27 protein-coding genes are annotated in these 25,401 nt (G+C 58.8%); 13 read left to right on the top strand and 14 right to left on the bottom strand.

All coding sequences use genetic code 11. The annotated features are described in order from the left end of the window. The first annotated feature begins 12 nt into the window (after positions 1-12). From ACL0K2_RS00460 to tcyN, 6 genes are all read left to right on the top strand, one after another. Positions 13-402 carry a response regulator gene (locus ACL0K2_RS00460; RefSeq protein WP_413043502.1) on the top strand — a complete coding sequence of 130 codons (390 nt, stop codon included), beginning with the start codon at positions 13-15 and terminating at the stop codon, positions 400-402. After that, positions 399-1,562 (top strand): ATP-binding protein, encoded by a 1,164-nt coding sequence (locus tag ACL0K2_RS00455; RefSeq protein ID WP_413043501.1) that lies wholly within the window; start codon positions 399-401, stop codon positions 1,560-1,562. The genes ACL0K2_RS00460 and ACL0K2_RS00455 overlap by 4 nt, the downstream gene beginning before the upstream one ends. A gap of 718 nt (positions 1,563-2,280) precedes the next feature. Next, a complete protein-coding gene (locus ACL0K2_RS00450) occupies positions 2,281-3,279 on the top strand; it encodes a D-cysteine desulfhydrase (protein WP_413043500.1) in 999 nt (332 codons plus the stop codon). Positions 3,280-3,389: 110 nt separating this feature from the next. Next, positions 3,390-4,187, top strand: coding sequence for a cystine ABC transporter substrate-binding protein (gene tcyJ, locus ACL0K2_RS00445; protein ID WP_045161838.1), 798 nt, complete (start codon positions 3,390-3,392; stop codon positions 4,185-4,187). Next, complete coding sequence (gene tcyL, locus ACL0K2_RS00440) at positions 4,184-4,852, top strand: cystine ABC transporter permease (protein ID WP_045161837.1); 669 nt, start codon at positions 4,184-4,186, stop codon at positions 4,850-4,852. Before tcyJ ends, tcyL begins: the two co-directional genes overlap by 4 nt. After that, positions 4,852-5,610: an L-cystine ABC transporter ATP-binding protein TcyN gene (tcyN, locus tag ACL0K2_RS00435; protein ID WP_413043499.1), complete on the top strand. Its 759-nt coding sequence runs from the start codon at positions 4,852-4,854 to the stop codon at positions 5,608-5,610. Before tcyL ends, tcyN begins: the two co-directional genes overlap by 1 nt. Before the next feature lie 292 nt (positions 5,611-5,902). On the opposite strand, the gene ACL0K2_RS00430 is transcribed toward tcyN, so the two are convergent. From ACL0K2_RS00430 to ACL0K2_RS00420, 3 genes are all read right to left on the bottom strand, one after another. Then, positions 5,903-6,382 (bottom strand): VOC family protein, encoded by a 480-nt coding sequence (locus ACL0K2_RS00430; RefSeq protein WP_045161835.1) that lies wholly within the window; start codon positions 6,380-6,382, stop codon positions 5,903-5,905. 134 nt (positions 6,383-6,516) lie between these two features. After that, on the bottom strand, positions 6,517-7,176 hold the full coding sequence (locus ACL0K2_RS00425; protein WP_413043498.1) for a glutathione S-transferase family protein: 660 nt from the start codon (positions 7,174-7,176) through the stop codon (positions 6,517-6,519). A 413-nt stretch (positions 7,177-7,589) separates the two neighbouring features. Beyond that, positions 7,590-8,018: a DoxX family protein gene (locus tag ACL0K2_RS00420; RefSeq protein ID WP_413043497.1), complete on the bottom strand. Its 429-nt coding sequence runs from the start codon at positions 8,016-8,018 to the stop codon at positions 7,590-7,592. A gap of 320 nt (positions 8,019-8,338) precedes the next feature. Between ACL0K2_RS00420 and ACL0K2_RS00415 the strand changes: the two genes are divergently transcribed. Next, positions 8,339-9,001 (top strand): hypothetical protein, encoded by a 663-nt coding sequence (locus ACL0K2_RS00415; protein WP_413043496.1) that lies wholly within the window; start codon positions 8,339-8,341, stop codon positions 8,999-9,001. Between the two features lie 284 nt (positions 9,002-9,285). Here ACL0K2_RS00415 and ACL0K2_RS00410 read toward each other — a convergent pair whose 3' ends face one another. Then, positions 9,286-9,753 (bottom strand): N-acetyltransferase family protein, encoded by a 468-nt coding sequence (locus ACL0K2_RS00410; RefSeq protein WP_413043495.1) that lies wholly within the window; start codon positions 9,751-9,753, stop codon positions 9,286-9,288. A 91-nt stretch (positions 9,754-9,844) separates the two neighbouring features. Further along, positions 9,845-10,618 (bottom strand): AraC family transcriptional regulator, encoded by a 774-nt coding sequence (locus ACL0K2_RS00405; protein WP_045161831.1) that lies wholly within the window; start codon positions 10,616-10,618, stop codon positions 9,845-9,847. Between the two features lie 233 nt (positions 10,619-10,851). On the opposite strand from ACL0K2_RS00405, the gene ACL0K2_RS00400 reads away from it, so the two are divergent. Further along, the gene (locus ACL0K2_RS00400; RefSeq protein ID WP_413043494.1) at positions 10,852-12,063 is read left to right on the top strand and encodes an MFS transporter; all 1,212 of its coding nucleotides are present in this window, start codon (positions 10,852-10,854) and stop codon (positions 12,061-12,063) included. A gap of 23 nt (positions 12,064-12,086) precedes the next feature. On the opposite strand, the gene ACL0K2_RS00395 is transcribed toward ACL0K2_RS00400, so the two are convergent. The 3 genes from ACL0K2_RS00395 to ACL0K2_RS00385 all read right to left on the bottom strand — a co-directional run bounded on the left by ACL0K2_RS00395 (position 12,087) and on the right by ACL0K2_RS00385 (position 14,627). After that, positions 12,087-12,683: a TetR/AcrR family transcriptional regulator gene (locus ACL0K2_RS00395; protein ID WP_196298649.1), complete on the bottom strand. Its 597-nt coding sequence runs from the start codon at positions 12,681-12,683 to the stop codon at positions 12,087-12,089. A 5-nt stretch (positions 12,684-12,688) separates the two neighbouring features. Then, a complete protein-coding gene (gene fabF / locus ACL0K2_RS00390) occupies positions 12,689-13,978 on the bottom strand; it encodes a beta-ketoacyl-ACP synthase II (RefSeq protein ID WP_413043493.1) in 1,290 nt (429 codons plus the stop codon). 103 nt (positions 13,979-14,081) lie between these two features. After that, a complete protein-coding gene (locus ACL0K2_RS00385) occupies positions 14,082-14,627 on the bottom strand; it encodes a PaaI family thioesterase (RefSeq protein ID WP_413043492.1) in 546 nt (181 codons plus the stop codon). Positions 14,628-14,843: 216 nt separating this feature from the next. Here ACL0K2_RS00385 and ACL0K2_RS00380 point away from each other — a divergent pair, with 216 nt between their 5' ends. Then, complete coding sequence (locus ACL0K2_RS00380) at positions 14,844-15,026, top strand: hypothetical protein (protein WP_413043491.1); 183 nt, start codon at positions 14,844-14,846, stop codon at positions 15,024-15,026. Between the two features lie 98 nt (positions 15,027-15,124). Here ACL0K2_RS00380 and ACL0K2_RS00375 read toward each other — a convergent pair whose 3' ends face one another. Together ACL0K2_RS00375 and ACL0K2_RS00370 are read right to left on the bottom strand one after the other, a co-directional pair. Further along, positions 15,125-15,691 carry a TetR/AcrR family transcriptional regulator gene (locus tag ACL0K2_RS00375; RefSeq protein ID WP_045161824.1) on the bottom strand — a complete coding sequence of 189 codons (567 nt, stop codon included), beginning with the start codon at positions 15,689-15,691 and terminating at the stop codon, positions 15,125-15,127. 123 nt (positions 15,692-15,814) lie between these two features. Next, entirely contained in the window at positions 15,815-16,738 is a 924-nt protein-coding gene (locus ACL0K2_RS00370) for a LysR family transcriptional regulator (protein WP_413043490.1), read from the bottom strand. A gap of 176 nt (positions 16,739-16,914) precedes the next feature. Here ACL0K2_RS00370 and ACL0K2_RS00365 point away from each other — a divergent pair, with 176 nt between their 5' ends. Further along, a complete protein-coding gene (locus tag ACL0K2_RS00365; RefSeq protein ID WP_413043489.1) occupies positions 16,915-17,619 on the top strand; it encodes a pirin family protein in 705 nt (234 codons plus the stop codon). A 161-nt stretch (positions 17,620-17,780) separates the two neighbouring features. On the opposite strand, the gene hppD is transcribed toward ACL0K2_RS00365, so the two are convergent. Further along, on the bottom strand, positions 17,781-18,860 hold the full coding sequence (hppD, locus tag ACL0K2_RS00360) for a 4-hydroxyphenylpyruvate dioxygenase (protein ID WP_413043488.1): 1,080 nt from the start codon (positions 18,858-18,860) through the stop codon (positions 17,781-17,783). A gap of 581 nt (positions 18,861-19,441) precedes the next feature. Between hppD and ACL0K2_RS00355 the strand changes: the two genes are divergently transcribed. Together ACL0K2_RS00355 and ACL0K2_RS00350 are read left to right on the top strand one after the other, a co-directional pair. Continuing rightward, positions 19,442-19,816: a YgaP-like transmembrane domain gene (locus ACL0K2_RS00355; protein WP_045161819.1), complete on the top strand. Its 375-nt coding sequence runs from the start codon at positions 19,442-19,444 to the stop codon at positions 19,814-19,816. A 210-nt stretch (positions 19,817-20,026) separates the two neighbouring features. Beyond that, on the top strand, positions 20,027-20,242 hold the full coding sequence (locus tag ACL0K2_RS00350) for a hypothetical protein (protein ID WP_045161818.1): 216 nt from the start codon (positions 20,027-20,029) through the stop codon (positions 20,240-20,242). A gap of 31 nt (positions 20,243-20,273) precedes the next feature. Here the strand turns inward: ACL0K2_RS00350 and ACL0K2_RS00345 are convergent, their stop codons facing one another. The 3 genes from ACL0K2_RS00345 to rfbD all read right to left on the bottom strand — a co-directional run bounded on the left by ACL0K2_RS00345 (position 20,274) and on the right by rfbD (position 24,224). Then, positions 20,274-20,471 (bottom strand): hypothetical protein, encoded by a 198-nt coding sequence (locus tag ACL0K2_RS00345; RefSeq protein ID WP_045161817.1) that lies wholly within the window; start codon positions 20,469-20,471, stop codon positions 20,274-20,276. Further along, positions 20,468-21,637, bottom strand: a complete 1,170-nt coding sequence (locus ACL0K2_RS00340) for an NAD(P)-dependent oxidoreductase (RefSeq protein WP_413044407.1) — start codon at positions 21,635-21,637, stop codon at positions 20,468-20,470. Before ACL0K2_RS00340 ends, ACL0K2_RS00345 begins: the two co-directional genes overlap by 4 nt. A 115-nt stretch (positions 21,638-21,752) precedes the next feature. Further along, positions 21,753-24,224, bottom strand: a complete 2,472-nt coding sequence (gene rfbD / locus ACL0K2_RS00335; protein ID WP_413043487.1) for a dTDP-4-dehydrorhamnose reductase — start codon at positions 24,222-24,224, stop codon at positions 21,753-21,755. Positions 24,225-24,261: 37 nt separating this feature from the next. On the opposite strand from rfbD, the gene ACL0K2_RS00330 reads away from it, so the two are divergent. Then, entirely contained in the window at positions 24,262-25,296 is a 1,035-nt protein-coding gene (locus ACL0K2_RS00330) for an NADP-dependent oxidoreductase (protein WP_045161815.1), read from the top strand. Positions 25,297-25,401 lie beyond the last annotated feature (105 nt).

Raw genomic sequence — 25,401 nt, 5'->3', positions numbered from 1 at the left:
TTAAGGACAATAATGATCTTAGTAGTGGATGATGACTTATCATTTGCCGAGAACTGCGCGATGTTGCTGGAGTCTTTTGATTTTGAGGTAAGCGTGGCTTTTAGCGGAACCGAAGCGTTATCCAAAATAAAGTTACTACAGCCGGATCTGCTGATCTCTGACTGTTGTATGCCTGGCCTTACAGGTATGCAGCTATGCGAGAAAGTTAAGCACGCACCGGCTAGTGCTCAACTCCCCATTCTATTGATGAGTGGCTCAATGCAGTGCGACGTGGCAAAGAATGGTCATTACGATGCTTTCATCAAGAAGCCTTTTTCAGTTGAAAGTTTATTGATGAATATAAGAAAGTTACTCGATATGAAAGCCGGCGCCCTACGCGGGACCAACCAGGAACTTAATTGAAATTATCCGTTTTTATATTATCTAATTTAGAAGAAATATTGCAGGAGTGGGAGGGTTTTGCCTCGACTATGGAGCCACTCCGCAATGCTGACCGAGTAGAGTTGCGGGACCACGCTTCTGCGCTGTTACATGTTATCGCGTTGGACCTGGATACACCCCAGGCAGAGCAAGAAAGCATTGCCAAATCCAGAGGTCTTGCCCCACAAGCCACCGAAGACACAGTCGCTGAAGATCACGCTGCACATCGCATGGCGGCAGGTCTAAACAGCGACCAGGTCATGGCTGAATTCCGAGCGCTGCGCTCAAGCGTTCTTCGACTGTGGGCTCGACATATTGAAGTAACCACACCTAGTGAAATTCAGGACATGGTTCGCTTCAATGAAGCAATGGACCAAGCCCAGACGGAATCCATGACGCGCTATACAAAGATACTGCGCGAGGCCCAGAATCTTTTCCTTGCCATCCTCGGGCACGATGTACGGACGCCCTTAGGCGCCATCAGCATGGGTGCCCAAGTGCTGCTCCTCGACCAGACCTTGCCATCCAAAGCGCTTAAAGTTGGGCTTCGCATTTTCAACAGTTCGCAGCGGATGGACGAAATCGTGCGCGACCTGCTGGACTTTTCGACAACTCACCTTGGCGGGGGGATACCAATTGATCCCCACAATGTCGACCTGCTCGATATCTGTCAGAGCGTCGTTGAAGAAGCTAGGACTTTTCATCCAGATCGCAAGATTCTTCTGACGACAGATGGCCATTTGATTGGCGCATGGGATGGTGCCCGTATCGCCCAAGCGTTTTCCAATCTTCTTAGTAATGCTGTTCAGCACGGCAAGCCAGATGGCGTCATTTCGGTATCTATCTCGGGATTGCCGGGTGAGGTCAGGTATACCGTTAAAAATGAGGCCGAGTTAATTCCGGCCGCCAAGCTGCGTACGTTGTTTGATCCCGTCAAGCGTTATGTAATTCGACCGGCGAGCGAGCGAGCTGCGGCGCGGACGCAGAATTTGGGACTCGGCTTGTATGTCGTGAAAGAGATCGTCAGTGCACACGAGGGCACTATATCGGTTACATCCAGCGAAAGTGACGGTGTGATCTTCACCATGACTCTGCCGCGCCTGATACCACATCGCAGGATCGATGATCAGTCGGTTGAGTAATGAAACAGTCCGGAAAGTCGGTCCGCCGAAAGCGAAAGGAATCCGATAGCGCATAGAAAATCGCTAAGTATAGAATTAATTCTGCCACTCTAGCAGCAACGGGGAGTTCGAAGACGCTGAAGTTCACCTTTCTATATTAGTGCGATGCCCTCGCTCCACTAGTTTGATGCTTACCAAAGCACGCCGGGAACTTTCGCGGTGCGTAATAGCCCTTTCGCTTAAAACGGTAGCAGCCGCTGTGATTGCTGGAAGGCCTTGGCGTACGATAGCGGAGCTGCCGGAAAACACTGCGGTTAGACCCGTTATAGCTGCCCGAATCTTCGGCAAGCTGCGCTGGGCGAGCTCATAACTCCCGCCATCGGTAGGTGCAGGGTCACGGATCATCACCAGTTTCAGTACCGCGAGGATGCGATCGACCTGTTAACTGGGACAGGCTATATTTTGACTATTACTTTGGCAGCTAGCTCGGGCGCAACGTTTCGCCAGCAGAGCCCAGCATGTTCGCCCTCCCCCACCCCGCGCACGACAAGGGCTTGCTGATGCAGGCCTCGAACCTTTAAGAGCATTGGCAAGGTTCTACCGGTCCAACGGCCATCCTTTGGTCCTTACATTCCCTCAACGACAAAAAATGCAGCGCCAACCCGCCGGATATCGGCTTGCGGCAGTTATGGATCGCCTTCTACAGTGATCACTTATCTCTGTGCAGAAGCCTGCTCTCATGCTCACCGACGCCCTCGCCCGCTTCCCTCGCCTTGAGTTGGTTGCCGCAGCCACACCTCTCGAACATTTACCGCGTCTGTCACGTCACTTGGGTCGGGATGTCTGGATCAAGCGCGACGACCTCACCCCGCTGGCCCTCGGTGGCAACAAGGCGCGCAAGCTCGAATACCTAGGCGCCGATGCCCTGGCCCAAGGTGCCGAAGTGTTGGTCACCGCCGGTGCCATCCAGTCCAACCATGTACGCCAAACCGCGGCGCTGGCGGCCAGGCTCGGTCTGGGTTGTCTGGCGCTGCTGGAGAATCCGCTGGGTACCACCCAGAGCAATTACCTAAGCAACGGCAACCGCGTGCTGCTCGACCTTTTCGGCTGCGAGATCGAAGCTGTCGCCAATCTGGACAACGCCGACGAACTGCTAGAGACCGCCGCCGAGCGCCTGCGCAACGCCGGACGCAAACCTTACGTGGTGCCCATCAACGGCTCCAACCCGCTCGGCGCACTGGGTTATGTGCGTGCCGGCCTGGAGCTGGCCGAGCAGATGCACCGCAAGGGTGAGGATTTCGCTGCTGTGTTGCTCGCCTCCGGAAGTGCCGGAACCCACAGTGGTCTGGCCTTGGCGCTGGAACATGCACGGCCAGGCAGTCGGGTGGTCGGCGTCACCGTATCGCGCCCGGAGGCGACCCAGCGGCCGAAGGTCGAAGGCCTGTTGGAGCGCACCGCCGATCTGCTCGGTGTCGACGTGCCGGCGGGGCTTCAGATCGAACTCTGGGACCAGTATTTCGCGCCGCGCTATGGCGAGCCGAATACCGGCACCCTGGCCGCCATCCGCCTGCTTGCCGAACAGGAAGGCGTGCTGCTCGATCCTGTATACACCGGCAAGGCCTTCGCCGGCCTGCTCGACGGCATTGCCCAGGGTGCCATCCCTGGCCGGGGTCCGCTGTTGTTCCTGCATACCGGCGGTGCCCCGGCGCTATTTGGCTATCATCCATGGGCACTGTAGTGCGTTACATATTCCAAAAATAGCGGACATGATATTTTCTAATTATTTTATCGAATAAACCTACACGCTTAGAGTTGACCGACACTCACCTGCCCATCCCGAGGCCCACCATGAAATTCACAACGCTGCGTCGTCGTTTTCTGCTCGGCACCCTGAGCCTTCTGCTCGGCTCCAGCCTGTTCTCCCCGGTGTTCGCCGCCGATCTGCTGGATGAGGTAAAGGCCAACGGCACCCTCAAGGTTGGACTGGAAGGCACCTACCCGCCCTTCAACTATCAGGACGAAAGCGGCCAGTTGACCGGCTTCGAGGTCGACTTCGCCAAGGCGCTGGCCAAGGAGTTGGGAGTCAAGGCCGAGTTCCAGCCGACCAAGTGGGACGGCATACTCGCCGCTTTGGAATCCAAGCGCCTGGACGTGGTGATCAACCAGGTGACCATCTCCGAGGAACGCAAACAGAAGTACGATTTTTCCACGCCCTACACCGTCTCCGGCATCCAGGCACTCACCCGTAAGGCTGATGCCGACAGCATCAAGAATCCCGCTGACCTGGCTAGTAAGAAGGTCGGCGTCGGCCTCGGCACCAACTACGAGCAATGGCTCAAAGAGAACGTGCCACAAGCCGATATCCGCACCTACGATGATGACCCGACCAAGTTCCAGGACCTCAACGTCGGTCGCATCGACGTGATCCTGGTCGACCGCCTGGCGGCCTTCGAGATGGTAGAAAAAACCGGAAATCGCCTAGCCGTGGCCGGTGATGCCTTCTCCCGCCAGGAGTCCGGCATCGCGCTGCGCAAGGGCAACCCGCAACTGCTCGCCGCCATCGACGCGGCCATCGCCAAGCTGCGCGCTGACGGCACTCTGAAACAGCTCTCCGAGAAGTGGTTCAAGGCTGACGTCACGCAATGATCGATGACAGCCTGCAGTTGGTGCTGGACTCGCTCCCCTTCCTACTGAAGGGCGCGTGGTGGACCGTGGTGCTGAGCCTGGGCGGAATGTTCTTCGGCCTGCTGCTGGGCTTCGGCCTGGCCCTGCTGCGACTGTACGGCTACTGGCCGCTGCAGTGGCTGGCTCGGATCTACGTGTCGTTCTTCCGTGGCACGCCGCTGCTGGTGCAGCTGTTCATGATCTATTACGGCATGCCGCAACTGGGCATCCAGCTCGATCCGCTGCCGGCCGCGTTGATCGGTTTCTCGCTGAACATGGCGGCCTACACCGCCGAGATTCTTCGCGCCGCCATCGCCTCCATCGACCGTGGCCAGTGGGAAGCGGCCGCCAGTATCGGCATGAGCCGCGCACAGACTCTGTATCGGGCCATCCTGCCGCAGGCCGCACGCACCGCCCTGCCGCCTCTGGGCAACAGCTTCATCTCGCTGGTCAAAGACACCGCCCTGGCCGCCACCATCCAGGTGCCAGAGCTGTTCCGCCAGGCGCAGCTGATCACTGCTCGCACTTTCGAGATTTTCACCATGTACCTGGCCGCCGCGCTGATCTACTGGTTGCTGGCCAGCGTGCTGGCGTACTTCCAGGGTCGCCTGGAAGACCGGGTCAACCGCCACGAGCAGGACGCCTGATGATTACCGTGCGTAACCTGAAAAAATCTTTCAACGGCCAGGACGTCCTCAAGGGCATCGACCTCGACATAGCTCCCGGTGAAGTGCTGGCGATCATCGGCCCCAGCGGTTCGGGCAAGACCACCCTGCTGCGCTGCCTCAATCTGCTGGAGCAACCCAGCGGCGGGCAGATCAGCGTCGGTGAGATCCACATCGACGCCGATAAACCGCTCAAGGCGCAGCAACGGCTGATTCGCCAGCTGCGCCAGCACGTCGGTTTCGTGTTCCAGAACTTCAACCTGTTCCCCCATCGCACCGCCCTTGAGAATGTCATCGAAGGGCCGGTGCAGGTAAAGAAGGAGCCGCGCGCCCAAGCGCTCGAACGCGGCCGCGCTTTGCTGGCCAAGGTCGGCCTGGCCGGCAAGGAAGACGCTTACCCCAAGCGTCTCTCCGGCGGCCAGCAGCAGCGCGTGGCGATTGCCCGTGCACTGGCCATGCAGCCGGACGTGATTCTGTTTGATGAACCGACCTCGGCGCTCGACCCGGAGCTGGTCGGCGAAGTGCTCGCCACCATTCGCGGCTTGGCCGAAGAAAAACGCACCATGGTCATTGTCACCCACGAGATGAGCTTCGCCCGTGACGTGGCCGATAGGGCGATCTTCATCGATGACGGAGTCATCGTCGAACAAGGCGACGCCAGGCAGTTGCTTAGCGCGCCGCAACACGAACGCACAAGGCAGTTCCTCAGCAAGTTCATCGGCGACCATCCAGCGCACTAGACCAGGCGCCGTCCGCTTCCTTCCCTTTCAAGGGCATGGGCATTCCATGCCCGAGTTTTCCGAGGTGAACTGTCGAAACGGCTTGTTGCTCAGTAACGGCGCTAATGAAGGTGTACGTGCCAGCAGCTTCAGAGGATAGCTTGAAGTAGTCAAAGCGCTGGGAGCGGGGTGCACCGCTGTCGTAACGCAACGCGGTAAACACGCCTGCTCCTCTCAACGGCCCCCGCAGCTGCAGAAGCAGTATCTGCAGCCAATGGGTGAAACCTTGACGGCACTCGATGCTAAATGCCGATCAACCCTTCAACGCCGCTTCGATCGCAGCAATGTCGATCTTTTGCATGCCCATCATTGCTTCGAACGCGCGCTTGGCCGCTGCTTGATCAGGGCTGGTATAGGCGGCCGTCAATACGCGTGGCGTTATTTGCCAGGACAGGCCCCATTTGTCCTTGCACCACCCGCATGCGCTTTCTTCGCCGCCGTTACTGACAATCGCATTCCATAAGCGGTCCGTCTCGGCCTGGTCGTCGGTTGCAACCTGGAACGAGAACGCCTCGTTGTGTTTGAACGCCGGCCCCCCGTTAAGCCCGAGGCAAGGAATGCCCATCACCGTGAACTCGACAGTGAGCACATCGCCCTGCTTGCCCGACGGAAAGTCGCCTGGCGCGCGATGGACGGCGCGCACCGCGCTGTCCGGGAAGGTTTCGGCGTAGAAGGTTGCGGCCTCCAGTGCGGTGCCGTCATACCAGAGGCAAACGGTGTTTTTGCTGATCATGTTGGGTCTCCATGCTTGGCTGATAGATGAGTTCGTGAAGCCGCGGCAGGGTACTGCTTATCCCCCCCGCGCTCGCCTCGAAGCTGCCGATAGACAACGCTAGTAACAGACTAGAAATAGCGCCAACCGCGGATCTACCCGGCCACCATCGCATCGCCGGTAACGGCCTGGCTTTCAAGCGCCGCGAATGCCTCTGCAATGGTTGGCGGTGCCTTGGGCCGGGCGTACATCGACTGCAGGTACGCTTTCAGCCGAGGCGCGCCCTCGAGCATCTTCTCCTCGTTCGCCCAGTCCAGCGTATAAGCGGCGTTGAAGTCGGCCACGCTGATCCGGTCGGCAACCAAGAATGCGCGGTCCCGCATGTGTCGCTCGAGCACCGCCACCATCTCCAAGCATTCCTGCTTCGCCAGCTCGATATCCTGAGGCAACCGTTTCTCTTCCGGGTACAGGAAAGTGTGACGCACGATGCGCCACAGGGGCTGCTCGATCTCAGTCATCAGAAAGAAAATCCAGCGATACATCTGGGCCCGATCCTCTACCGACTCCGGGATGAAACCCGCCTGGGGATATTTCTCAGCCAGATAAAGCTGAATCGCGGCCGACTCGGTTACCACGAGGCTTCCGTCGACCAGCACCGGGACTTTGGCGGCGGGGTTGAGCGCCAGAAATTCCGATTGTCGGTTTTCACCTTCAAGGATGCCCACCGGGAGCATCTCGTAGTCCAGGCCTAGCTCGTTGAGTAACCAGATAACGCGCAACGCGCGGGTCGGGGGTGTTCCGTACAGTTTGATCATGGTCAGCTCCGTCGGTTTAGATACCGCAATTTCGATAACTGCTGGTCTAGTCGTACGGGCGTCTGTGAAATCGACACGTCCGAAAATTTGTCGCGTCCGATTTAACCAATGGATGCATAGCGCTACAGGTGTGTCGCGTATCGGCTATGTCTTACTGCTCCGAGTCGTCTGGCAACGTTTCGATAGCGTGCCGGTGGCCGATCGAAGCGCATCTGCCTGATTGTCGGACCGTTGCGCGCACAAGAGCCTGGCAATAACCAGGCTCTTGTGTGGTCGCGCTCTTTGTCTGGCGTCGACTCCAGCGCTCGCGCACCGGGCCGTCGACCTGGGCTGGGGCACTCGCTCGGCGTTGATCCTCCCCTACTCTCGTCTCGACAGGGGGGAGGACTTCAGCCAGCGAGCAACCGGTGAGATCAACCGCGGCGCGCGTCCAGACTGAAACGACCGCCACCGAACGCCACCACTTGCAACAGCCCACCCGCCATGGCGAGGTTTTTGAAGAAGTGAATGAACTGATTCTGATCACCTAGCTGGTGATGGAACGCCAGCGCGGTCACCACGCTGAACAATGCGAGACCCGCAGCTACCAGTCGAGTCCGATACCCGAGCACCAGGGCGATGCCGCCAACCAGTTCGATCAGAATGGCAAGCGTGAGAGCCAGCGCCGGGAACGGCAAGCCGACGGATTCGATATAACCGATCATTCCGGCAGGCGCGCTGACTTTCGAGAGCCCCGACAGAATGAAGATGGCGCTCAGCAGAACGCGTCCGGCGAGTGCCGTCGAAGCGGAAGCGGCAGTGGCGTTGTGGGTGGTGCTGGAGCCTGCGATTGAATGGGTCATGTCGTATTCCTCTGAGTGGGCCACCACCTTGGTGAGCCGCAATGAGGAAATGATGCACGGGAGCCTCTTAACTAAATAGCCGTTAAATTTAGATGATTAGCTTCCATAAAATAGAACAGAGCTGAAAGGGACGGCCGACTTGATCGGTCGACGATGTGCAAGCAGAGCAAGCTAATCTTTATGGGCACCCACTTCACCCTTCACCCTTCACCCTTCACCCTTCACCCTTCAACAACAGGCGCGGGATAACCATCGTCCTAGTGGATGACAATTGGTCGTCTAATTATAATTGGTTTTTCAAAAATCGAGATCTTTGTAACATGGAACCAATGATTAAAAAAATAGCAAGCACGCTGAAGACCATTATTAAACATAAATTTCGGGCCACAGCAATATTAGTAATACTTGCATTCACCCTTTTCGGCTATTGGCTTATCGATCTCCTAATTGATGGAGATTACTTTACTAAATATAAAGAGCTAGATCCGTTTGCTAAAGAATTAGTCTCGATAGAGGGCTGGTGGCTTGAAACCCTAATAGGGGGTTGCGTCCCAATGTTCCTTGTTTTTGGCATACAGTTCTATTTGCTTAAATTTGACTTAGAGCCGGAGAAAAGAGAATTCATTTTTGCCGCCCTTCCGTTTATACCTAAACTAAAGTGGCTCACGAATAAGCCCATTATTTTTATGCTCGGCACAAGCTCAATATTTTTAGGAATGGTGTTGTATCTCGGAATTGAGGGGAACACGAAATACTTAGCAGCCTTGTTCATACCGGCATTATTGTTTTTATTTATTTACTTACTGAGAATAAGCTCATCACAAATTTCATCAAGTGAGGGTTTTTCCAAGTTCACTCATAAAAAATGTGTATCCATTGGCTGGGCCTGCATTGTTCTTTCTTTTTCCTGCTGGGTATATGCCGATGTTATTTTGCCTTTCAGTGACGCACTGAAACTCTGGAGTGAGCTCAACAAAAGCTAACAAGACGTATGGACAAGTCCCCACAACCAGTAAGAAAAAGCTTTTACGATCCTATCGTCAGCGCGGATGCATTCATATATCCGGCGTGTTCCGGGCGATGCCCTGGCATTCTATAGTTCGCGCAACAGAGGCCAGGCGATCAAACGATCAAACGATCGCGAAAATCATCTTTGTTATTGGTCTTGTTCTGCTACTGGACTCGCATGTTCCGACAGCCTCGCTCTCACTACACCAATAAACCTTGATAACCCGCAGCTCTTGGCAGCGACGAGCTTAACCCGCATTTAAGCAAAATCAGAATTCATCAAGTAACGCTCCATTACGATGGTTCGCTCCTCGCCGTGAAAGGCCTCGCGTACAACAGAGTAGCCAAGCTTTTTATAGAAGCGTTCTGCTGTAATCGAAGATGGAACTCGCAAGACTTCGATCCCCAGGCCCCTCGCTGTTTGCTCGAGGGTGCTCATGAGTTGGCTGCCAATACCTTGTCCGTGCGAGGACGGCTGGACAAATACGGTCCTGACAACTTGGCCATCGAGGCTGGCAGTCCCAATAACTTTGCCCGCTTCTAGTGCGACAAAAACCATGCGCTTGGATATCAACGCTGCGACAGCGTTCGGCGAAAAACTTTTCTCGACCTGCTCGATTACAGCCTGAGCATAATCCTTGGCGTTGGTGGTTCTCAGGGCTGCGATGATGACTTCGCTTATGCCTTCAGCATCATCTTCGTTGGCAGTTCTAATCTCGATTGCCATCCATCCCTCGCCAGACATCGCCGCTATTCTCCAAACAGTCCGTCCCAACACCAATAGCGTATGTGAAGCCGCCAGAACTTTAAGCTGGCGCTCATTTGAAGAAGTGACTTGGCGTCGTCCCGAACTGTTTTTTGAACATGGTGGCGAACGCGCTAGGACTGTCGTAACCCAACGCGCCTGCCACGTCGATGATTTTCTCGCCTACGGCGATGCGCTCAAGCGCCAACAGCAGCCGCGCTTGCTGGCGCCACCGACCGAACGTCATGCCGGTTTCCTTGCGAAAGAGCCGCTGGATCGTCTTCTCGTCGAGATTCAGCCGGTCGCTCCACGTCGACAGCGTTGAACCATCACTCGGGTCAGATTGCAGGGCCGAACAGATCATTTTGATCCGTCGGTCGACCGGCTGGGGCAATTGCAGAGGCAAAGTCGGCAACAGGGTGAGTTCATCGAGGATCAATCGCATGAGCCTCGCCTCGCGCGAGTCATCCTCGTAGGGTGCCGTTATCGCGACCGAGCGCTTGATCAGCTCGCTCAGAAGCGCGGAGATGCTTACGGCTCGGGTTTCATTCGGCAGTTCACGAAACAGATCAGGCCGCACAAAAACGCTACGCATCTTCACCGAGCCAACGCAGCGAATCGAATGTATCTGCCCGCTCGGCATCCAAATACCCCGGCTGGGCGGTACGGTCCACTGGCTCACTGCGGAATGCACAACCATCACGCCTTCGATGGCGTAGATCAGTTGGTGCTTGGCGTGTGAGTGGGGTTCGATAAACCAGCCTTCCGGATAATCGGTGGCGCTGCTAATGACTGGCCAGGGCACTTCGTCCACCGCAGCCAATAATTCTTTCAACGGCTTGGGCATAATTCCCTTTTTGCGAGAGCTCTCGCCCATATCAAGCGAGACAGACAATTTATTGGAAACCTAGGATAGCGCCAGGTCCCGTGGCCAGACAGCAACACTGAAAGGAGAACGCGATCCGCGATCCATACGGCGCCTGATTTTAACGGCTGCCGAGCCGCGAATGCCGACGCCTTGCTGTATGGCCTGGTCGGACACTCACCCTAATGTTCCCTTCCCTGTGCGGATGATTTGCGATGTCCAGCAGCATTACTCCCTCGGCGACCGCCTCGGTAGCCAGCCAAGCCAGTCCCCTGGTCATGCGCGTGATCGGTGCTTGCGCCTTGGCGCATCTGATCAACGACCTGATTCAGGCCGTGCTTCCCTCGATCTATCCCATACTCAAGGCCAACTACGGCCTTACCTTTACCCAGGTAGGGCTGATTACACTGACCTTTCAGCTCACCGCGTCCTTGTTGCAGCCTTGGGTCGGCTACCACACCGACCGCCATCCCAAGCCCTGGCTGCTGCCAGCGGGCATGGTCTGTACGCTGCTCGGCATCGTCATGCTCGCCGTTGTGGGCACCTTCCCTGCGATCCTGATCGCCTCGGCGCTAATAGGCATCGGCTCCTCGACCTTCCACCCGGAAACATCGCGCGTGGCACGTCTGGCCTCGGGTGGTCGTTATGGCCTCGCACAGTCGACCTTTCAGGTCGGTGGCAATGCCGGCAGTGCCTTCGGCCCGCTGCTCGCCGCAGCCATCGTCATTCCGTACGGGCAAGGCAGCGTTGCCTGGTTCGGCCTGTTCGCGGTGTTCGCCATCCTGGTGCTCTACGGGCTCAGCCGCTGGTATCGAAATCACTTGAATCTGTTCAAGCTCAAGCAGGGGGGCAAAGCGACCCATGGGCTTTCCAGGAGGAGAGTGACCTTTGCGCTGGTGGTGCTGGCGCTGCTGGTGTTCTCCAAATATTTCTACATGGCCAGCTTTACCAGCTATTTCACCTTTTACTTGATTGAGAAGTTCGATCTGTCCATCGCCAATTCTCAGCTTTACCTGTTCCTGTTCCTCGGTGCCGTCGCCGCTGGCACCTTCTTCGGTGGCCCCATCGGAGACAGGATCGGCCGCAAGAAAGTGATCTGGTTTTCGATTCTTGGCGTCGCCCCTTTCACTTTGGCGCTGCCCTACGTCGATCTGTTCTGGACCGGGGCGCTGAGCATGATTATCGGCTTCGTACTGGCCTCGGCGTTCTCTGCCATCGTGGTCTTCGCCCAGGAACTGGTGCCGGGCAACGTCGGCATGATCGCCGGCGTCTTCTTCGGGCTGATGTTCGGTTTTGGCGGTATCGGCGCGGCACTGCTCGGGCATCTGGCAGATGTCCACGGCATCGAATACGTGTATCGGCTGTGTTCCTACCTGCCACTGCTCGGAATTCTGACGATTCTGCTGCCGTCGACCAAAGGGGTGTGAGCCGTGTGTTCCGCTCCAGCGAGCTAGCAGCTACGCAGATCGAGGTCGCCATATGCTCGGACGAAGAGATCCACGGCGGCGGCGACACGGGATTCGCTTGTCGGCATGACGGTATTCGAGTCGAGGCTGCCAACGGCCAATAGCAGGAATTGCGAGGCCGCTTGCGCAGGATCGCTACAACCTGTGCAGCGGGACAATACCTTTTCAAGCTGCAAGCGGTACGGGCGGTGGCGGCGCCGCCACTGTTTGGGTGGAATGCACGCAGACTGCGAAAGAATGCGCGCAACCGTCAGCGAAGCCGGATGGGTGGCGTGCCGAACCAGCGCTTGCGCAATTGCGTTCAGCTGCATGCGTAACTGCCCATCGGGAGCATTCACCGATACCGCGTCGGGGAGTTCATTCAATCCGTCATGTACGACGGTTCGAAACAGCTCGGCCTTGCTGCCGAAACACGCATACAAGGTTCCCTTCGTCACGCCCGCGGCTTCAGCGATTAAAGCCATGCTGGAAAGCTCGTAGCCGAGCGCGGTGAAGGTATCGCTCGCCGCCTGGATCATCTCTCGCCGCTTGGCCAACCGGGCCTGTTGCGATCGATCGGGAGCGGGCACAGTCTGGGCCAAAGAATTCACCTGGAAGAATCCCAACGACGGAACAGCGCGCTGGCATTGACGCCGCCGAACCCGAACCCGTTCGACAAGGCGTACTCGATCGGCATTCTTCGCGCCGTCAGGCCAACTAGATCCAGGCCGTCGGCGGCCTCGTCGGGGTTGATGAGGTTCAGCGTGGGCGGGACGATCTGATCGCGTAGCGCCAGCACCGTGAAAATGGCTTCGATTCCACCGGCGGCGCCGAGCAAATGGCCGGTACTGGATTTGGTCGAGGTAATCGCTGCGCCCGACCCTGTCCCGAACAACGATCGAATGGCGCCTAGCTCGCCCCGATCGCCCACCTGGGTAGACGTCGCATGGGCGTTGATGTGCTGCACCTCGCCGGGAGCAATACCGGCCTGCCGCAGCGCCTGCTCCATCGCGCGTCGGGCGCCGCTGCCATCCTCAAGGCCGGCCGTCAGGTGATAGGCATCGGCGCTGGTGCCGTAACCGACCAGTTCCGCCAGAGGCTGCGCGCCGCGTGCCAGCGCATGTTCCAATGACTCGATTACCAGCAGGCCAGCGCCCTCAGCCATAACGAAGCCCTCGCGATCACGATCGAACGGGCGCGACGCTTGCTGCGGGCGGTCATTGAAACCAGTGGACAGCGCACGCGCCGACGCAAAGCTGCCGAGCGTGACGCGGTGAATGGCAGCCTCGGTCCCGCCGCACACCGCAATGTCCGCTTCGCCGCTGCGGATCATCCGGGCGGCATCGCCGATGGCTTGCACCCCTGCTGCGCAGGCGGTTACCGGCGCGCCGAGCGGCCCCTTGAAACCATGCTGGATGGACACGTGGCCGGCCGCCATGTTGGCGAGAAAGGAAGGTGCGGTGAATGGCGAGAGCCGACGAGGTCCGCGTTGGTCCGTGGTGCGCACCGCCTCGGCGATCGCATCGAAACCACCCACGCCCGATGAGATAATGGTGGCGGTTCGCTCGCGTCTTGCCTCGTCGGTGGGGTGCCAACCTGCCTGGTCAAGCGCTTCGTGTGCGGCCACGAGCGCAAACTCGATGAAACGATCCATCTTCTTGCGATCTTTGGCAGAGATGTGGCGATCTGGGTCGTAGCCCGCCTCGCTGTCCTCGGCCAAGGTCGGTACCTGACCCGCGATGGCACAACCGGTGCCCTCCGATATATCGCCAGGCAACGGACGGATGCCTGACTGCCCTGCCAACAGACGGGTCCATACCGCCTCCGTTCCACATCCCAGGGGCCCGACGACACCTGTGCCCGTCACTACGATACGGACTGAATTTCCACTACTCATTTCATACCTCGCTTTCAAATGGTCGACACACCATCAGGCTATGCAGATGACGGCCTGCGTACTGTCCTGCGGGCTCGCCCCTAGGAGCGGCACCTCCAACGGCTTAGCCGCGGGCGCTCAGATCAAGAATCAGGCAACTAGTCGAGCCGATGGCATAGAGGCGGTCCTCCACGTCGTACAGACGCCCCTCGGCGACAGCGGTCGATCGGCCTACATGCACCACCCTGCCCTCCGCGCGCACGGGCCCGACACCGGCGCGCAGTGCACGGATGTAAGTGATCCGTAGGTCAGTCGTCGTATAGCCCTGCCCTGCCTGGAGTCGGGTATGCACCGCGCAGCCCATGCAGGAGTCCAGAAGCGTCGCTGCGTAGCCGCCATGCACGCTTCCCAACGGGTTGTAATGGCGCTCGTCCGGGGTGCCCTGGAACAGGAAATAGCCTGACGCCCAGTCCACCGGTACGAAGCCCATCAGCTCGCCCATCGGCGGCCGCGGCAGTTCACCCCGACCAATGGCATCGAAGAATGCATGAGGCGTCATCGCGGCGGCCTCAGCGAGCGGCACGGTACCGAGCGTTCCCAATTGGGCGCGAGCAGCGTTCTCTGCATCCAGCCAGGTGGCCAGACGTTCTTCACGTTCTGCATAGTTCATGGCGAGTCCTCGACAGATGGGCGGTTGCAAGCCTTATTAAATTATGGTCAACATATAAAACACATGATAACCATCATGTAAAGCACGCTGCATCCATCTATCGAGGAAAGCCCCATGCCACGGCCGCTATCACCACCACACCACGCCCCCCATCCTCATGCTGCTGACAGCGCCATGCCCATGCCGACTGATTCGGCAAATCTCTAGAGACATTCCATGCACATCGCCTACACCCACGAAACGGCACTGATCACCGGCGCTTCCAGCACCGAAATATGGGAGCGCAGCGGAGGCGGCCTCGACCACGTGCCGGCGCAGATGGTGATGGAAGTGGAAGCGATGGTGAACTCCGCCTTGTGCGGGTTCGACCTGGGCGAGACAGTCACCCTGCCGTCGTAGCCGGACGCCGAGGACTGGAACCGCCTGCTAGCGGCACGCGCGGCGTTGGGGCCGAATCTCTCGCGTAACCAGCCGGCACCGCGCGACAGAGCGAATGCCTAGGACTGCGGTATATCCGCGCCAGTCAGCTTCAGCAGGCTGGCGCGGGTGTCCTCGAGCAAGCGGTCGGACAATTGCGGATCGACCACACTGCGCGACAACATCAACGCGCCTACCAGGGCGCTGAGCACCATCGCCGCGTGCTGGTCATCTTCAAGGTGGGCGCCAATCTGCGCCAATCGGTTGCTCACCGACTCGTCGGTGACCGGGCTGGCCTGACCACGCTGGCCCAGCTCGGCCGACAGAGTGGGAAACGGGCAGCCCTGCGCCGGGGTGGCGCGGTGGCCTTTCGACAGGTAATGACGAATGAACGTGGCCAGCGGTTGGTCGCCTGAGAGGCTGCTGGTGGTGATTTCGTCGAGCTCACTCGCGCAATAACGCAGTGCCTCCTCGACCAGCTCATCCTTGGATTTGAAATGGGCGTAAAACCCACCGTGCGTCAAGTCCAGCGCTTTCATCAATGTCTGCAGGCCGGTGGCGTGCACACCGTCGCGACGAAAACGCCGTGCGGCCTCTTCGACGATGCGTTGGCGGGTCTGGGCTTTGTGATCTTCGGAATATCGCATCAGTGCCTCGATGATTCATATGCTACCCGTCATGCTACGCCTTTAGGCTGGTTGGGCAAGTCCACAGTCGCGGCGAATCCCAAGCGGTGGCAGCGAATAACAAGGGCGGCCTGGGCGATCACGTCAGCCCCCATCGGCCTGCGCCCACGGCGCGGCGGCGAAGCGTTCGGCCAGGTATTCGATCAACGCTTGCACGCGAGCCGGACGGCTGCGCCCTGGCGGGGTCACGATGTGCAGCGCGATCGACTCGACTTGCCAATCGTCCATCGCCGTCTCCAGCGCTCCCGATTGCAAGTCTTTCCAAGCCAGAAACTCCGGTTGCAGCGCCATCCCCAGTCCCGATCGCAATGCCGGTGCCAACGCCTCGGCATTGTTGGCCAACAGCGACGCGGACAGCGCCTGGGCGAACTCTCCATGCCGTTTATGGCGAAACCGCCAGTTGTTGCCACCGCGAGAGTAGCTGTACTGCAATATGCGATGTCCGGTCAGATCGCGTGGGTGGCCGGGACGCCCATGGCGCTCGAAATAGGCCGGTGAGCCAACCAGCAGGACGCGCACGGCGCACAAGCGCCTGGCCAACAAGCTGGAATCGGCCAGGGTCGAAATCCGCAGTGCCAGATCGACCCCTTGGGCAACCAGATCGACCATCTCGTCGCTGAAACTGACGTCGAGCACCACGTCGGGATGACGCGCCATGAATTCCGGCAGGAGCGGCGCGAGGTGCGAAACACCGAACGACATCGGTGCCGCAATCCGGATGGGCCCGCGCAGGCTGGTTGATTGCTCGGTTACCTCGGCCTCCACCGCCTCGCCCTCGGCCAGGATGCGAGCGGCGCGCTCCAGCGCGGCATGCCCGCTTTCGGTCAGCGACATCCGCCGTGAGGTCCGGTGGAAGAGCATGGTTTTCATGCGCGCTTCCAGTCGCGTGATGGCCTTGGAAATGGTGGCTTGCGACAGGCCCAGCTCGGCTGCGGTCCGGGCGAAGGAACCCGTTTCGGCCACCTTGGCGAAGATCGCCCAGGCTTCGAGATCCGGTAGCCTCTTCATAACACGCCTCGAATTAATTCGATCATGACCATTCCTGACTTCCTCGCGGTTACTTAGCAGGCGCCTGATATTAATCTAATAAATGGAAAGTATCTTATTCCATCCATTCCATTCTAAAGATTGTTCCTGCTGCCTATAGTGGCTCCATCGAAAACGAATCGACCTGGAGAAACAGCATGATCGAACATCGCCCTTTTAATACCCTTGGTGGCGCCCATCACGGTTGGCTCGATGCCAAGCATCATTTTTCGTTCGCCGAGTACCATGATCCGGAGCGCGTGCACTGGGGAGCACTGCGGGTCTGGAACGATGACACCATCGCTGCCAACACTGGCTTTCCACCACATCCCCACGCCGACATGGAAATCATTACCTATGTGCGTGAAGGAGCGATCACCCATGAGGACAACCTCGGCAACAAGGGTCGCACCGTGGCAGGTGACGTACAGGTAATGAGTGCCGGCACCGGTATTCGCCATTCCGAGTACAACCTCGAATCGGATGTCACGCAGATCTTTCAAATCTGGATCATCCCCGACCGCCGTGGCGAGCCGCCAGCCTGGGGTTCCAAACCGTTTCCCAAGGATGACCGTTCCGGCCAGTTCGTGGCCTTGGCCAGCGGACTGAAAGGTGACGAGGATGCGCTGCCGATCCGCGCCGATGCGCGGGTGCTAGGCGCAACTCTGAAGGCCGGTGAGACGATCGAGTACCGCTTCGCCGATGCTGACCGCTACGGTTATCTAGTGCCGGCCAAGGGCAAGGTGGAAATCAACGGCGTGGCGCTGGAGACGCGCGATGGCGCCGCTATCCACGGCGAGACGCTCATCAGGGTCACCGCCCATGAGGACGCCGAACTGGTGCTGGTGGACGCCGCAGGCTAAACGGCCCTGGGCATGTAAGGACGCCCAGTCGGTCGAAGATGGCAGATGTTCGCGCGATGCAGCGATGCCGGGCAACCGCATTTGGCATCGCTGGGGTCGTAGGAAACGCGGGATTGCTTCGAGATAGCGGCAGCCGATCATGCCCGGCTGCCGTCTATCGATCAGTCGGTGGTACTTAAAACGCCACGCTGAATCTGATCACGCTCGATGGATTCGAACAGCGCCTTGAAGTTGCCTTCGCCGAAGCCACTGTCGCCCTTGCGCTGGATAAATTCGAAGAACACCGGCCCCAGCAAGGTGCCGGAGAAGATCTGCAGCAGCAACCGCTGTTCGACGTTCTCGGAGGCGCCATCGAGCAGGATGCCGCGGGACTTTAGCGCTTCCACCGGTTCGCCGTGGTTGGGCAGCCGCCCTTCGAGCATCTCATAGTAGGTTTCCGGCGGTGCAGTCATGAAAACCGTGCCACTGGCCTTCAGCTTGTCCCAGGTCTGGATCAGGTCGTCGGTGAGGAAGGCGACGTGCTGGATGCCTTCACCGTTGAACTGCATGAGGAACTCCTCGATCTGCCCCGCCCCCTTCGACGACTCCTCGTTGAGCGGGATACGGATCATGCCGTCCGGCGCGGTCATAGCCTTGGAAGTGAGGCCGGTGTACTCGCCCTTGATGTCGAAGTAGCGAATCTCACGGAAGTTGAACAACTTCTCGTAGAAGTCCGCCCAGTAGGCCATGCGACCGCGGTACACGTTGTGGGTCAGGTGATCGATGATTTTCAGCCCGGCACCCACAGGGTGACGATCGACACCTTCGAGGAAGACAAAATCGATGTCATAGATCGAGCTACCTTCGCCGAAGCGGTCTATCAGGTACAGCGGCGCACCGCCGATGCCCTTGATCGCAGGCAAACGCAGTTCCATCGGGCCGGTAGGCAGCTCGATGGCCTGAGCACCCAGCTCCAGCGCACGGGTATAGGCCTTCTGCGCATCTTTCACACGAAACGCCATGCCACACACCGACGGGCCGTGCTCGGCGGCGAAATACGCCGCGACGCCCTTGGGCTCGCGGTTGACGATGGCGTTGATTTCGCCCTGACGGTACAGCGCCACATCTTTCGAGCGGTGATTAGCGACATGGGAGAAACCCATGCTCTCCAGCACCGGTTCGATGACGTTCGGGGTGGGCGAGGCGAATTCGATGAACTCGAAGCCCATGAGGCCCATTGGGTTTTCAAACAGGTCGGCCATGATTTGGCTCCTTGATTAACTGTGCATGAGAGGGTCGACGCGAAAGCGTCAGGCCGGTGGTGCACAGGAAATGCCCCGAACGCTGCGACCGAGGTGGTCGCCAAGCGTGAGGCGGAAGCCAAGGATTTTCATTCAGCGACTCACTGGGGCTTCGCTGATCATCGGATAGAAATCAGCGGATCGCGGCGCCACCACCCTGCTCTGCCGGGTCAAGGTGAAACGGCGCGACTGCTTATGCTCATCAGCGTGACAGCACTGAATAGCCGGAACCGTGAGGCCATTCATCTCTCTGGACGCCCAAGCGCTCCGGAGCCGACGAGGCGAAGGGGTACGGTAGTAGGTGTGTGCATCCATATTCTTTGCCACGACTGCATGTTGGGGCGCGCTATTGTGAACGCCATTCTTATTTTCGCGTAATCAGATTACGTTTAGCGCAATCTGCGGTAGCCATGCTCGACTGTCAAGCCTTTATCGGTGTGGTCACCACAGCGCCGACGATCACGCCACTCATCCACTGCTGAGAACGAGTTGCCGCACGACGATGCCAAACCTTATGACAACGACAAGCCACATAAGGAACCATCATGAATCGACTTTTCGACAAGGCCACTCCCCAGAATGTGCATGGCTGGGAACGCAGCGCGTCAGTCGCTGGCGGGCTAGTGCTGTTGGGCAAAGGCCTGCGCCGCGGAGGCATAAGCGGCCTGCTGCAGCTGGCAATGGGCGGCATGGCATTGGCGCGCGGGATCAGCGGACGCTGCGAGGCCAAGCGCATCCTGACCGAGGTCGAGCAACGGACACGGCATCAGAACGTGACGGATAAGCAGCGGTACAGCCACATGCCCCTCGATTCGGAAGTGCACAGCCCCGACTTCGCAGAGCCTGAAGTGACGCTGCCCAACACCACGCCGATGGGGCATGAAACGCATCCAGGGGAGCCGCGCAGAAGTACTTGATACGGCACTGGGGCGCCACGGGATTCGCTCATTTCGATGAGGCGCCAGTCAGGGTCGGCACAGGCAGCTTGTCGGCTTATTTGCATTTCTGAGCGCTAAAGCCGACCTCCTTTAGCCCTGCCGCCGAACGGCAATTGTCGATCTTTTGACGGCATGCTATCTATGCGCCGTGATTCCGTCACACCTCGTAACATTTCTAAGGAAGACATCATGGACATGACGAAAATGGACACAGAAGACGCTGGCCAGTGGGGAGTCGTTTACTCCTACGGCAGCGTGCTGGCAGTGTTTCAAAACGAGCAGGATGCCCAGTACGAAGCCGCTAGCTTTGGCGGTGCGGTCGTTCGCATAGCGCGAAACCTTTTCACTGCGGTCAGCGAAATGGGTGCAACCGCTACATTTGGCAATCAGTCCCGACCGGCATGATTCAATCGGTTAACGTGAACCGCCTCCCCATTCACGCAAGAAGGACCCAGGGCGTCCAACCACGCCCCGACTTGGCCTCTGGCAAAGGCATCGGCACCGAGACTGGCGGCGTCGAAGATAAGGGACGGGACTCATGGTGATACGGGACCAGACCGGTCCCGGTTCGCTGGAACTCGACGAAGCTGTAGCCGTCTGCCCAGATTTCCGCCTCGTCTTGAAGCTTGTTCATTGTTCCTGAACCTGCTGAACGATCCCATCCGGCTGGCTGCGCAACTGGCCCCGCTCCATCACTTTCTGACGCTGTTGGAAAACGAGGTCCAGGGCGCGGCTGGGCTGTATCTCGATATCGTCGAAGGTGATCAATTGCCCTTGCTCGACGGCCCGTTTGAGCACGGTGTTGCGCAGCAGACCGATGGGCACATGGTCGAGTTCATCGGCGAGCCGCACCGCTTCGCCGCGCACATCGAAGCCGCCAATACCCCGGCTGATCATGTCGCCCGCCCACATATCGCGCTTAGCGATGGCCGCAACACCTAGGGTGGGCTCAGTGGAGTTGTTCAGTAGCACGCCGCCGCCGGCCAGAACACGGCGCACTGTCTTTCCGACCTCGAGTGAGCACAGATGAAACGGGCGTGTCAGCACGTAATACGGGCCGGGACCCAGTTTGAAGTACTCGATCGCCGGGGCTTGCTCCTGGTCGTGACGGCAGACCAGAAAGACCCCGCCAGCCGGGTAGCCGCTTGGCAGAAGGTAATCGACGATGGGTTGGCCGATGCCATCAGCGATCAGCCCAAGGATATTGCCGCTGCGGTTCAGATCGGTAGAAGCCAGGCCTTCCAGGCCACGTCGAGTAATGGTCGCGCCGAAACCATTGCCGACCACCACCTGCTCGATCTGCACTTTGGTGCCATCGGTGAAGGAGGTGGTCTGCTCGATGCTGATGCCCTGCCGCTTGGACCAGTAGACCATTTCTTCGCGGCTCGGGTCGTGGTTCAGGTAGCCCTTCATGTTGCCGTATACGAGCGGCTGAAAGCCCATTTGCAGGGCCTCCTCGCGTAACGCGGCCAATGACCCGGGCTGGTCGCCTTCGGCTTCGGTCAACAAACCCTTGCCGGCCAGATAGGACCCAGTGGTGACCTGGAGTTCAGCATTGACGGTAACGACCGGCAATCCGGCTTCGAATGCCCGCTCGATCACTTCCGTCCCGAAGAATACGTCCCCAGTGCACTCGACGATGATGTCCGAGTGAGCAATGAGTTCGTCAATGGAATTCGTCAATGTTTCCGGCAAGGGGAAATCGCCTAACGTGCCGATACTTCTGCGGGTCAGGACCCGGCTGACGTGCAGGTCCTTATAGTGCTGCATGATCAGCCGAACGAAACAGTGCGAGATCATCCCTGTACCTGAAACACCTACGCGTCGAACAGCTGAATCGGTCATCACGGAATTCCATTCGCTAAACGTGTAGCTCAGACCGTTACATTCGGAAAAAGTTTTCACCCTGAACGGTTCAGCGTTGGCCTGCTCCTTGCGCAATCGCAAATCGGGCCAGGCTAGGCCCTTCACCGCCAATCTGTGGATAGGCTCTGAACGGTACACGGCTGGGTGCCGGCCCGAAGGGCGCGGACGGAACGTCGTTCATCTGCCTGATCACATGGCGCAGCTCGTCGCGCCACGGCTTGGGCTTGATGCCAAAGGTACTTTCGATCCGACTGCAATCGAGCACCGACCAGGCCGGTCTGGCCGCAGCGCGCGGCAGGCTCCCGCTGGTCACCGGCAGCACCTTGGGCGCCTTGTCGATCAAGCCAACCCGCTCGGCTTCCCGGAAAATCTCGACAGCGAACTCAGCCCACGAACAGGGCGACGTGCCGCTGTAATGATAAAGCCCCCATTCGAGATCGCCGTCGCGGCAGTAGCGCAGCGCCAACTCGATCAGCACCCGCGCAACACTGCGTGAGCGGGTCGGGCAGCCGATCTGGTCACTGACGACTGAAATTTCGTCGGTCTTGCGGCCCAAACTCAGCATGGTCTTGACGAAGTTGTTGCCGTGCTCACCGTAGATCCAGCTGGTGCGCAAGATCAGGTATCGGTCCAATGTCTCGCTGATGGCGATCTCCCCTGCCCGACGCGTTTCGCCATAGACGCAGATCGGCACTGCCGGGTCGGATTCCCGATAAGGCACCGAGGCTTCGCCCGAGAAAACGTACTCGCTGGAGAGGTGGAACAATGGAATCCCGAAGTGCTTGGCGGCCTGAGCCAGATTGGCTGCACCTTCGCTGTTCACCGCTTCGGCATGAGCGACCTCGGCTTCGGCATGATCGAGGTTGGTATAGGCCGCCGCGTTGATGATGAGCGCCGGCTGGTACTGTTCGATCGCCCGATTGATCTGCGCAGGAAGGGTTATATCGAGATCCTGATGCGTCAGCCCGATGGCCTCCAGCCCAAAGCTGGCAGCTTGATTGACCAGACAGCTGCCCACCTGGCCTCCGGCGCCACACACCAGGACACGCATGTTCGACTTGGGTTGAGGTGCAAGCGCCGAGCCCATGGTTTCCTGCGTCACTGTAAGCTCACTTGCTACAGCGGTTGGCGCATCGACCGGAGCCTGTGAAGGGTCAGCTGCCTTCAGAACAGCACTCGACAACTTTGGGATCAGTTCGCGCACGCTTACACCCAGCGCCTCCACCGGTGCGTCGGCCGCTTCTGGCTCTGGCGAAAAGCGCACGCTTTCAAGCAGGCCATTCACAACAATCCTGGCCTTGGTAAATTGACGGCGCCGCAGCATCTGCAGGACTTGCCCCATGCGTGAGAACAGCAAGCCCAGGATACGGCGCTTGCGAAAGTATTTACGCGCCACGAAGAGTTCGTTGCGCACCAGATGCCGATGCAACGCAACCCGCTTCGGATCCGTTTCCCGGAGGATATCGATGGCACCGCTGACCCGCCGCACATGCAGCACCCTGCTCGCCGCCACCAGATAACCCGGTACCTCCTGGCTGATGCGCAAAGTGAATTCGGTATCGTCGCCCCACATGAACATGGGTGCGATAGGCAGGCCATGCTGTTGCAACGACGCCCGAGGCACGAGGATCGAAACGAAAGTAGCCGGACGTACGGGGATCACCCCGATGTCGAGCAGTGCCGGCCAATTTTCATAATCAATCGCATTGGTACGTTCATCGATGCGGGGAACATTAGTCAGCAGCCCCTCGTCGGTATGAGCCGTTGAAATGAGGAATGAGCATGGCTTTTCACGCTCCCGGAGCCGCTCATTAGCCTCTACCAGCTTTTCCAGAGCATCCGGTTCGGGGATGACGTCATCATCCATCATCCAGACAAAATCGGCTCCTTGCTGATAGGCGATGCGAAACCCGGCACTGAACCCCCCCGAGGCACCGGTATTGCGCGACAGCACGTATACCTTGAGATTTGCAATTCCTGAGTCGAGCAGCATCTCCTCAGTTCCGTCATGGCTGGCGTTGTCGACGACGATGATGGCGTCGCATGGCCGGGTCTGAGCACTGATGCCATCCAGGCAACGCTTAAGCAAGCCTTTACGCTTGTACGACAATACGACGGCGTATATCTGATCCATAAGTCGCTTGATCCATGATCGAGAGGCAGGTGTCATTCCGGTCTGGCGTTTGAGCACAGCGCTCAGCTCGGACCGAGGAACGCGAATGAGGTTCAGTGCCCCGCAACGAAATGAAGCAAAAATCGAACGTGACCTATTGACACGCGCAAAGAGCGACCGTTTCAGCCGTTTCGAAAGGGGCCCAAACGCCGTACTTGCCTGGCTAAGCCGCACCGGTAGCGGCAATGCGCGCCCGTCGCCAAAGCTTCTCGAACTCGGCTGGCCCGCCCTGTTCAGATGCTGGGCAGCCTGGCGACGGCAAACGATCCAAGCGTCCCTGGTGAACACAGCGTTAGATACACCCGCCCGCTGAACATCGGCACAGGCTGCTCCCTCCATCAACTTCATTTCGGCTATACGTTGCCCAGACGTTGGAGACACCTCGATGACCCAGAATCCGCAACATAACCGTCGCGTTCACCTCGCCTCCCGTCCCAACGGCGCACCGACGCCCGATAACTTCCGCCTGGAAACCGCTCCAGCCCCTAAACCCGAGGACGGCCAGTTGCTGCTGCGCACTGTTTACCTGTCCCTGGACCCTTACATGCGCGGACGCATGAGCGCCGGGCCGTCCTACGCCGCGCCCGTGGAAGTAGGTGATGTCATGGTCGGCGGCACGGTCAGTCGGGTCGTCGAATCCCGCCATGCGGATTATCGCGAAGGTGACTGGGTGCTTAGCGGCAACGGCTGGCAGGACTACGCCGTGTCCAGCGGTGAAGGCCTGCTCAAGCTCGACCGGGAAATGCAACATCCCTCCCATGCCTTGGGTGTGCTGGGCATGCCGGGCTTCACCGCGTACATGGGCCTGCTCGATATCGGCCAACCGAAGGCCGGGGAGACGCTGGTGGTTGCCGCAGCCACAGGCCCCGTTGGCGCTACTGTCGGCCAGATCGGCAAATTGAAGGGCTGCAGGGTTGTCGGCATCGCGGGCGGGCCCGAGAAGTGCCGGCATGCGGTCGAGACGCTTGGCTTCGACGCTTGTATCGACCACCGCGCGGACGATTTCCCGCAGCAGTTGGCCGAACGCTGCCCGAACGGTATCGACGTGTATTTCGAGAATGTCGGTGGCAAAGTCTTCGATGCGGTGTTGCCGCTGCTCAATACCAGCGCACGGGTACCGGTCTGCGGGGTGGTCTCGCAATACAACAGCACCCAGCTGCCAGATGGACCGGATCGCCTGCCGCTGCTGCTCGAAACCATCCTGAAGAAACGCATGCGCATGCAGGGCTTCATCATCTTCAACGACTACGGCCATCGCTACAGCGAATTTGCCCGGGACATGAGCGCCTGGTATGCCGAAGGCAAGATCAAGTATCGCGAGCAGATTGTGCAGGGATTGGAAAACGCACCCGAGGCATTTATCGGCCTGCTCGAAGGCAAGAACTTCGGAAAGTTGGTGGTGCAGGTGGGCGAGGCCTGATAGGCCTGTCGTTGTGCTTTATTGTGGCAGGCTAAAACCACCCTATGCCGGACAGGCTGGCGTGGAGCGTCGCTTGTTTTCAGCAAAGCGCTCATCTGCACCCCA

The sequence above is a fragment of the Pseudomonas sp. YJ42 genome, from assembly GCF_047225135.1.
Lineage (GTDB): Bacteria > Pseudomonadota > Gammaproteobacteria > Pseudomonadales > Pseudomonadaceae > Stutzerimonas > Stutzerimonas stutzeri_E.
The sequence above is the reverse complement of the archived record's forward strand: the minus strand, read 5'-3'. Positions and strand labels throughout refer to the sequence as shown.

What these genes read in the sequence shown, in the direction of transcription:
- ACL0K2_RS00410 (WP_413043495.1), bottom strand. Translation starts at nt 9,753, where the DNA reads ATGGCAATCGAGATTAGAACTGCCAACGAAGATGATGCTGAAGGCATA.
- ACL0K2_RS00385 (WP_413043492.1), bottom strand. Translation starts at nt 14,627, where the DNA reads ATGAACTATGCAGAACGTGAAGAACGTCTGGCCACCTGGCTGGATGCA.
- ACL0K2_RS00340 (WP_413044407.1), bottom strand. Translation starts at nt 21,637, where the DNA reads ATGATCTCGCACTGTTTCGTTCGGCTGATCATGCAGCACTATAAGGAC.
- ACL0K2_RS00415 (WP_413043496.1), top strand. Translation starts at nt 8,339, where the DNA reads ATGGAACCAATGATTAAAAAAATAGCAAGCACGCTGAAGACCATTATT.
- ACL0K2_RS00375 (WP_045161824.1), bottom strand. Translation starts at nt 15,691, where the DNA reads ATGCGATATTCCGAAGATCACAAAGCCCAGACCCGCCAACGCATCGTC.
- fabF (WP_413043493.1), bottom strand. Translation starts at nt 13,978, where the DNA reads ATGAGTAGTGGAAATTCAGTCCGTATCGTAGTGACGGGCACAGGTGTC.
- tcyJ (WP_045161838.1), top strand. Translation starts at nt 3,390, where the DNA reads ATGAAATTCACAACGCTGCGTCGTCGTTTTCTGCTCGGCACCCTGAGC.
- tcyL (WP_045161837.1), top strand. Translation starts at nt 4,184, where the DNA reads ATGATCGATGACAGCCTGCAGTTGGTGCTGGACTCGCTCCCCTTCCTA.
- ACL0K2_RS00430 (WP_045161835.1), bottom strand. Translation starts at nt 6,382, where the DNA reads ATGATCAGCAAAAACACCGTTTGCCTCTGGTATGACGGCACCGCACTG.
- rfbD (WP_413043487.1), bottom strand. Translation starts at nt 24,224, where the DNA reads ATGAAGTTGATGGAGGGAGCAGCCTGTGCCGATGTTCAGCGGGCGGGT.
- ACL0K2_RS00420 (WP_413043497.1), bottom strand. Translation starts at nt 8,018, where the DNA reads ATGACCCATTCAATCGCAGGCTCCAGCACCACCCACAACGCCACTGCC.
- ACL0K2_RS00370 (WP_413043490.1), bottom strand. Translation starts at nt 16,738, where the DNA reads ATGAAGAGGCTACCGGATCTCGAAGCCTGGGCGATCTTCGCCAAGGTG.
- ACL0K2_RS00330 (WP_045161815.1), top strand. Translation starts at nt 24,262, where the DNA reads ATGACCCAGAATCCGCAACATAACCGTCGCGTTCACCTCGCCTCCCGT.
- ACL0K2_RS00345 (WP_045161817.1), bottom strand. Translation starts at nt 20,471, where the DNA reads ATGAACAAGCTTCAAGACGAGGCGGAAATCTGGGCAGACGGCTACAGC.
- tcyN (WP_413043499.1), top strand. Translation starts at nt 4,852, where the DNA reads ATGATTACCGTGCGTAACCTGAAAAAATCTTTCAACGGCCAGGACGTC.
- hppD (WP_413043488.1), bottom strand. Translation starts at nt 18,860, where the DNA reads ATGGCCGACCTGTTTGAAAACCCAATGGGCCTCATGGGCTTCGAGTTC.
- ACL0K2_RS00450 (WP_413043500.1), top strand. Translation starts at nt 2,281, where the DNA reads ATGCTCACCGACGCCCTCGCCCGCTTCCCTCGCCTTGAGTTGGTTGCC.
- ACL0K2_RS00380 (WP_413043491.1), top strand. Translation starts at nt 14,844, where the DNA reads ATGCACATCGCCTACACCCACGAAACGGCACTGATCACCGGCGCTTCC.
- ACL0K2_RS00400 (WP_413043494.1), top strand. Translation starts at nt 10,852, where the DNA reads ATGTCCAGCAGCATTACTCCCTCGGCGACCGCCTCGGTAGCCAGCCAA.
- ACL0K2_RS00460 (WP_413043502.1), top strand. Translation starts at nt 13, where the DNA reads ATGATCTTAGTAGTGGATGATGACTTATCATTTGCCGAGAACTGCGCG.
- ACL0K2_RS00365 (WP_413043489.1), top strand. Translation starts at nt 16,915, where the DNA reads ATGATCGAACATCGCCCTTTTAATACCCTTGGTGGCGCCCATCACGGT.
- ACL0K2_RS00425 (WP_413043498.1), bottom strand. Translation starts at nt 7,176, where the DNA reads ATGATCAAACTGTACGGAACACCCCCGACCCGCGCGTTGCGCGTTATC.
- ACL0K2_RS00405 (WP_045161831.1), bottom strand. Translation starts at nt 10,618, where the DNA reads ATGCCCAAGCCGTTGAAAGAATTATTGGCTGCGGTGGACGAAGTGCCC.
- ACL0K2_RS00350 (WP_045161818.1), top strand. Translation starts at nt 20,027, where the DNA reads ATGGACATGACGAAAATGGACACAGAAGACGCTGGCCAGTGGGGAGTC.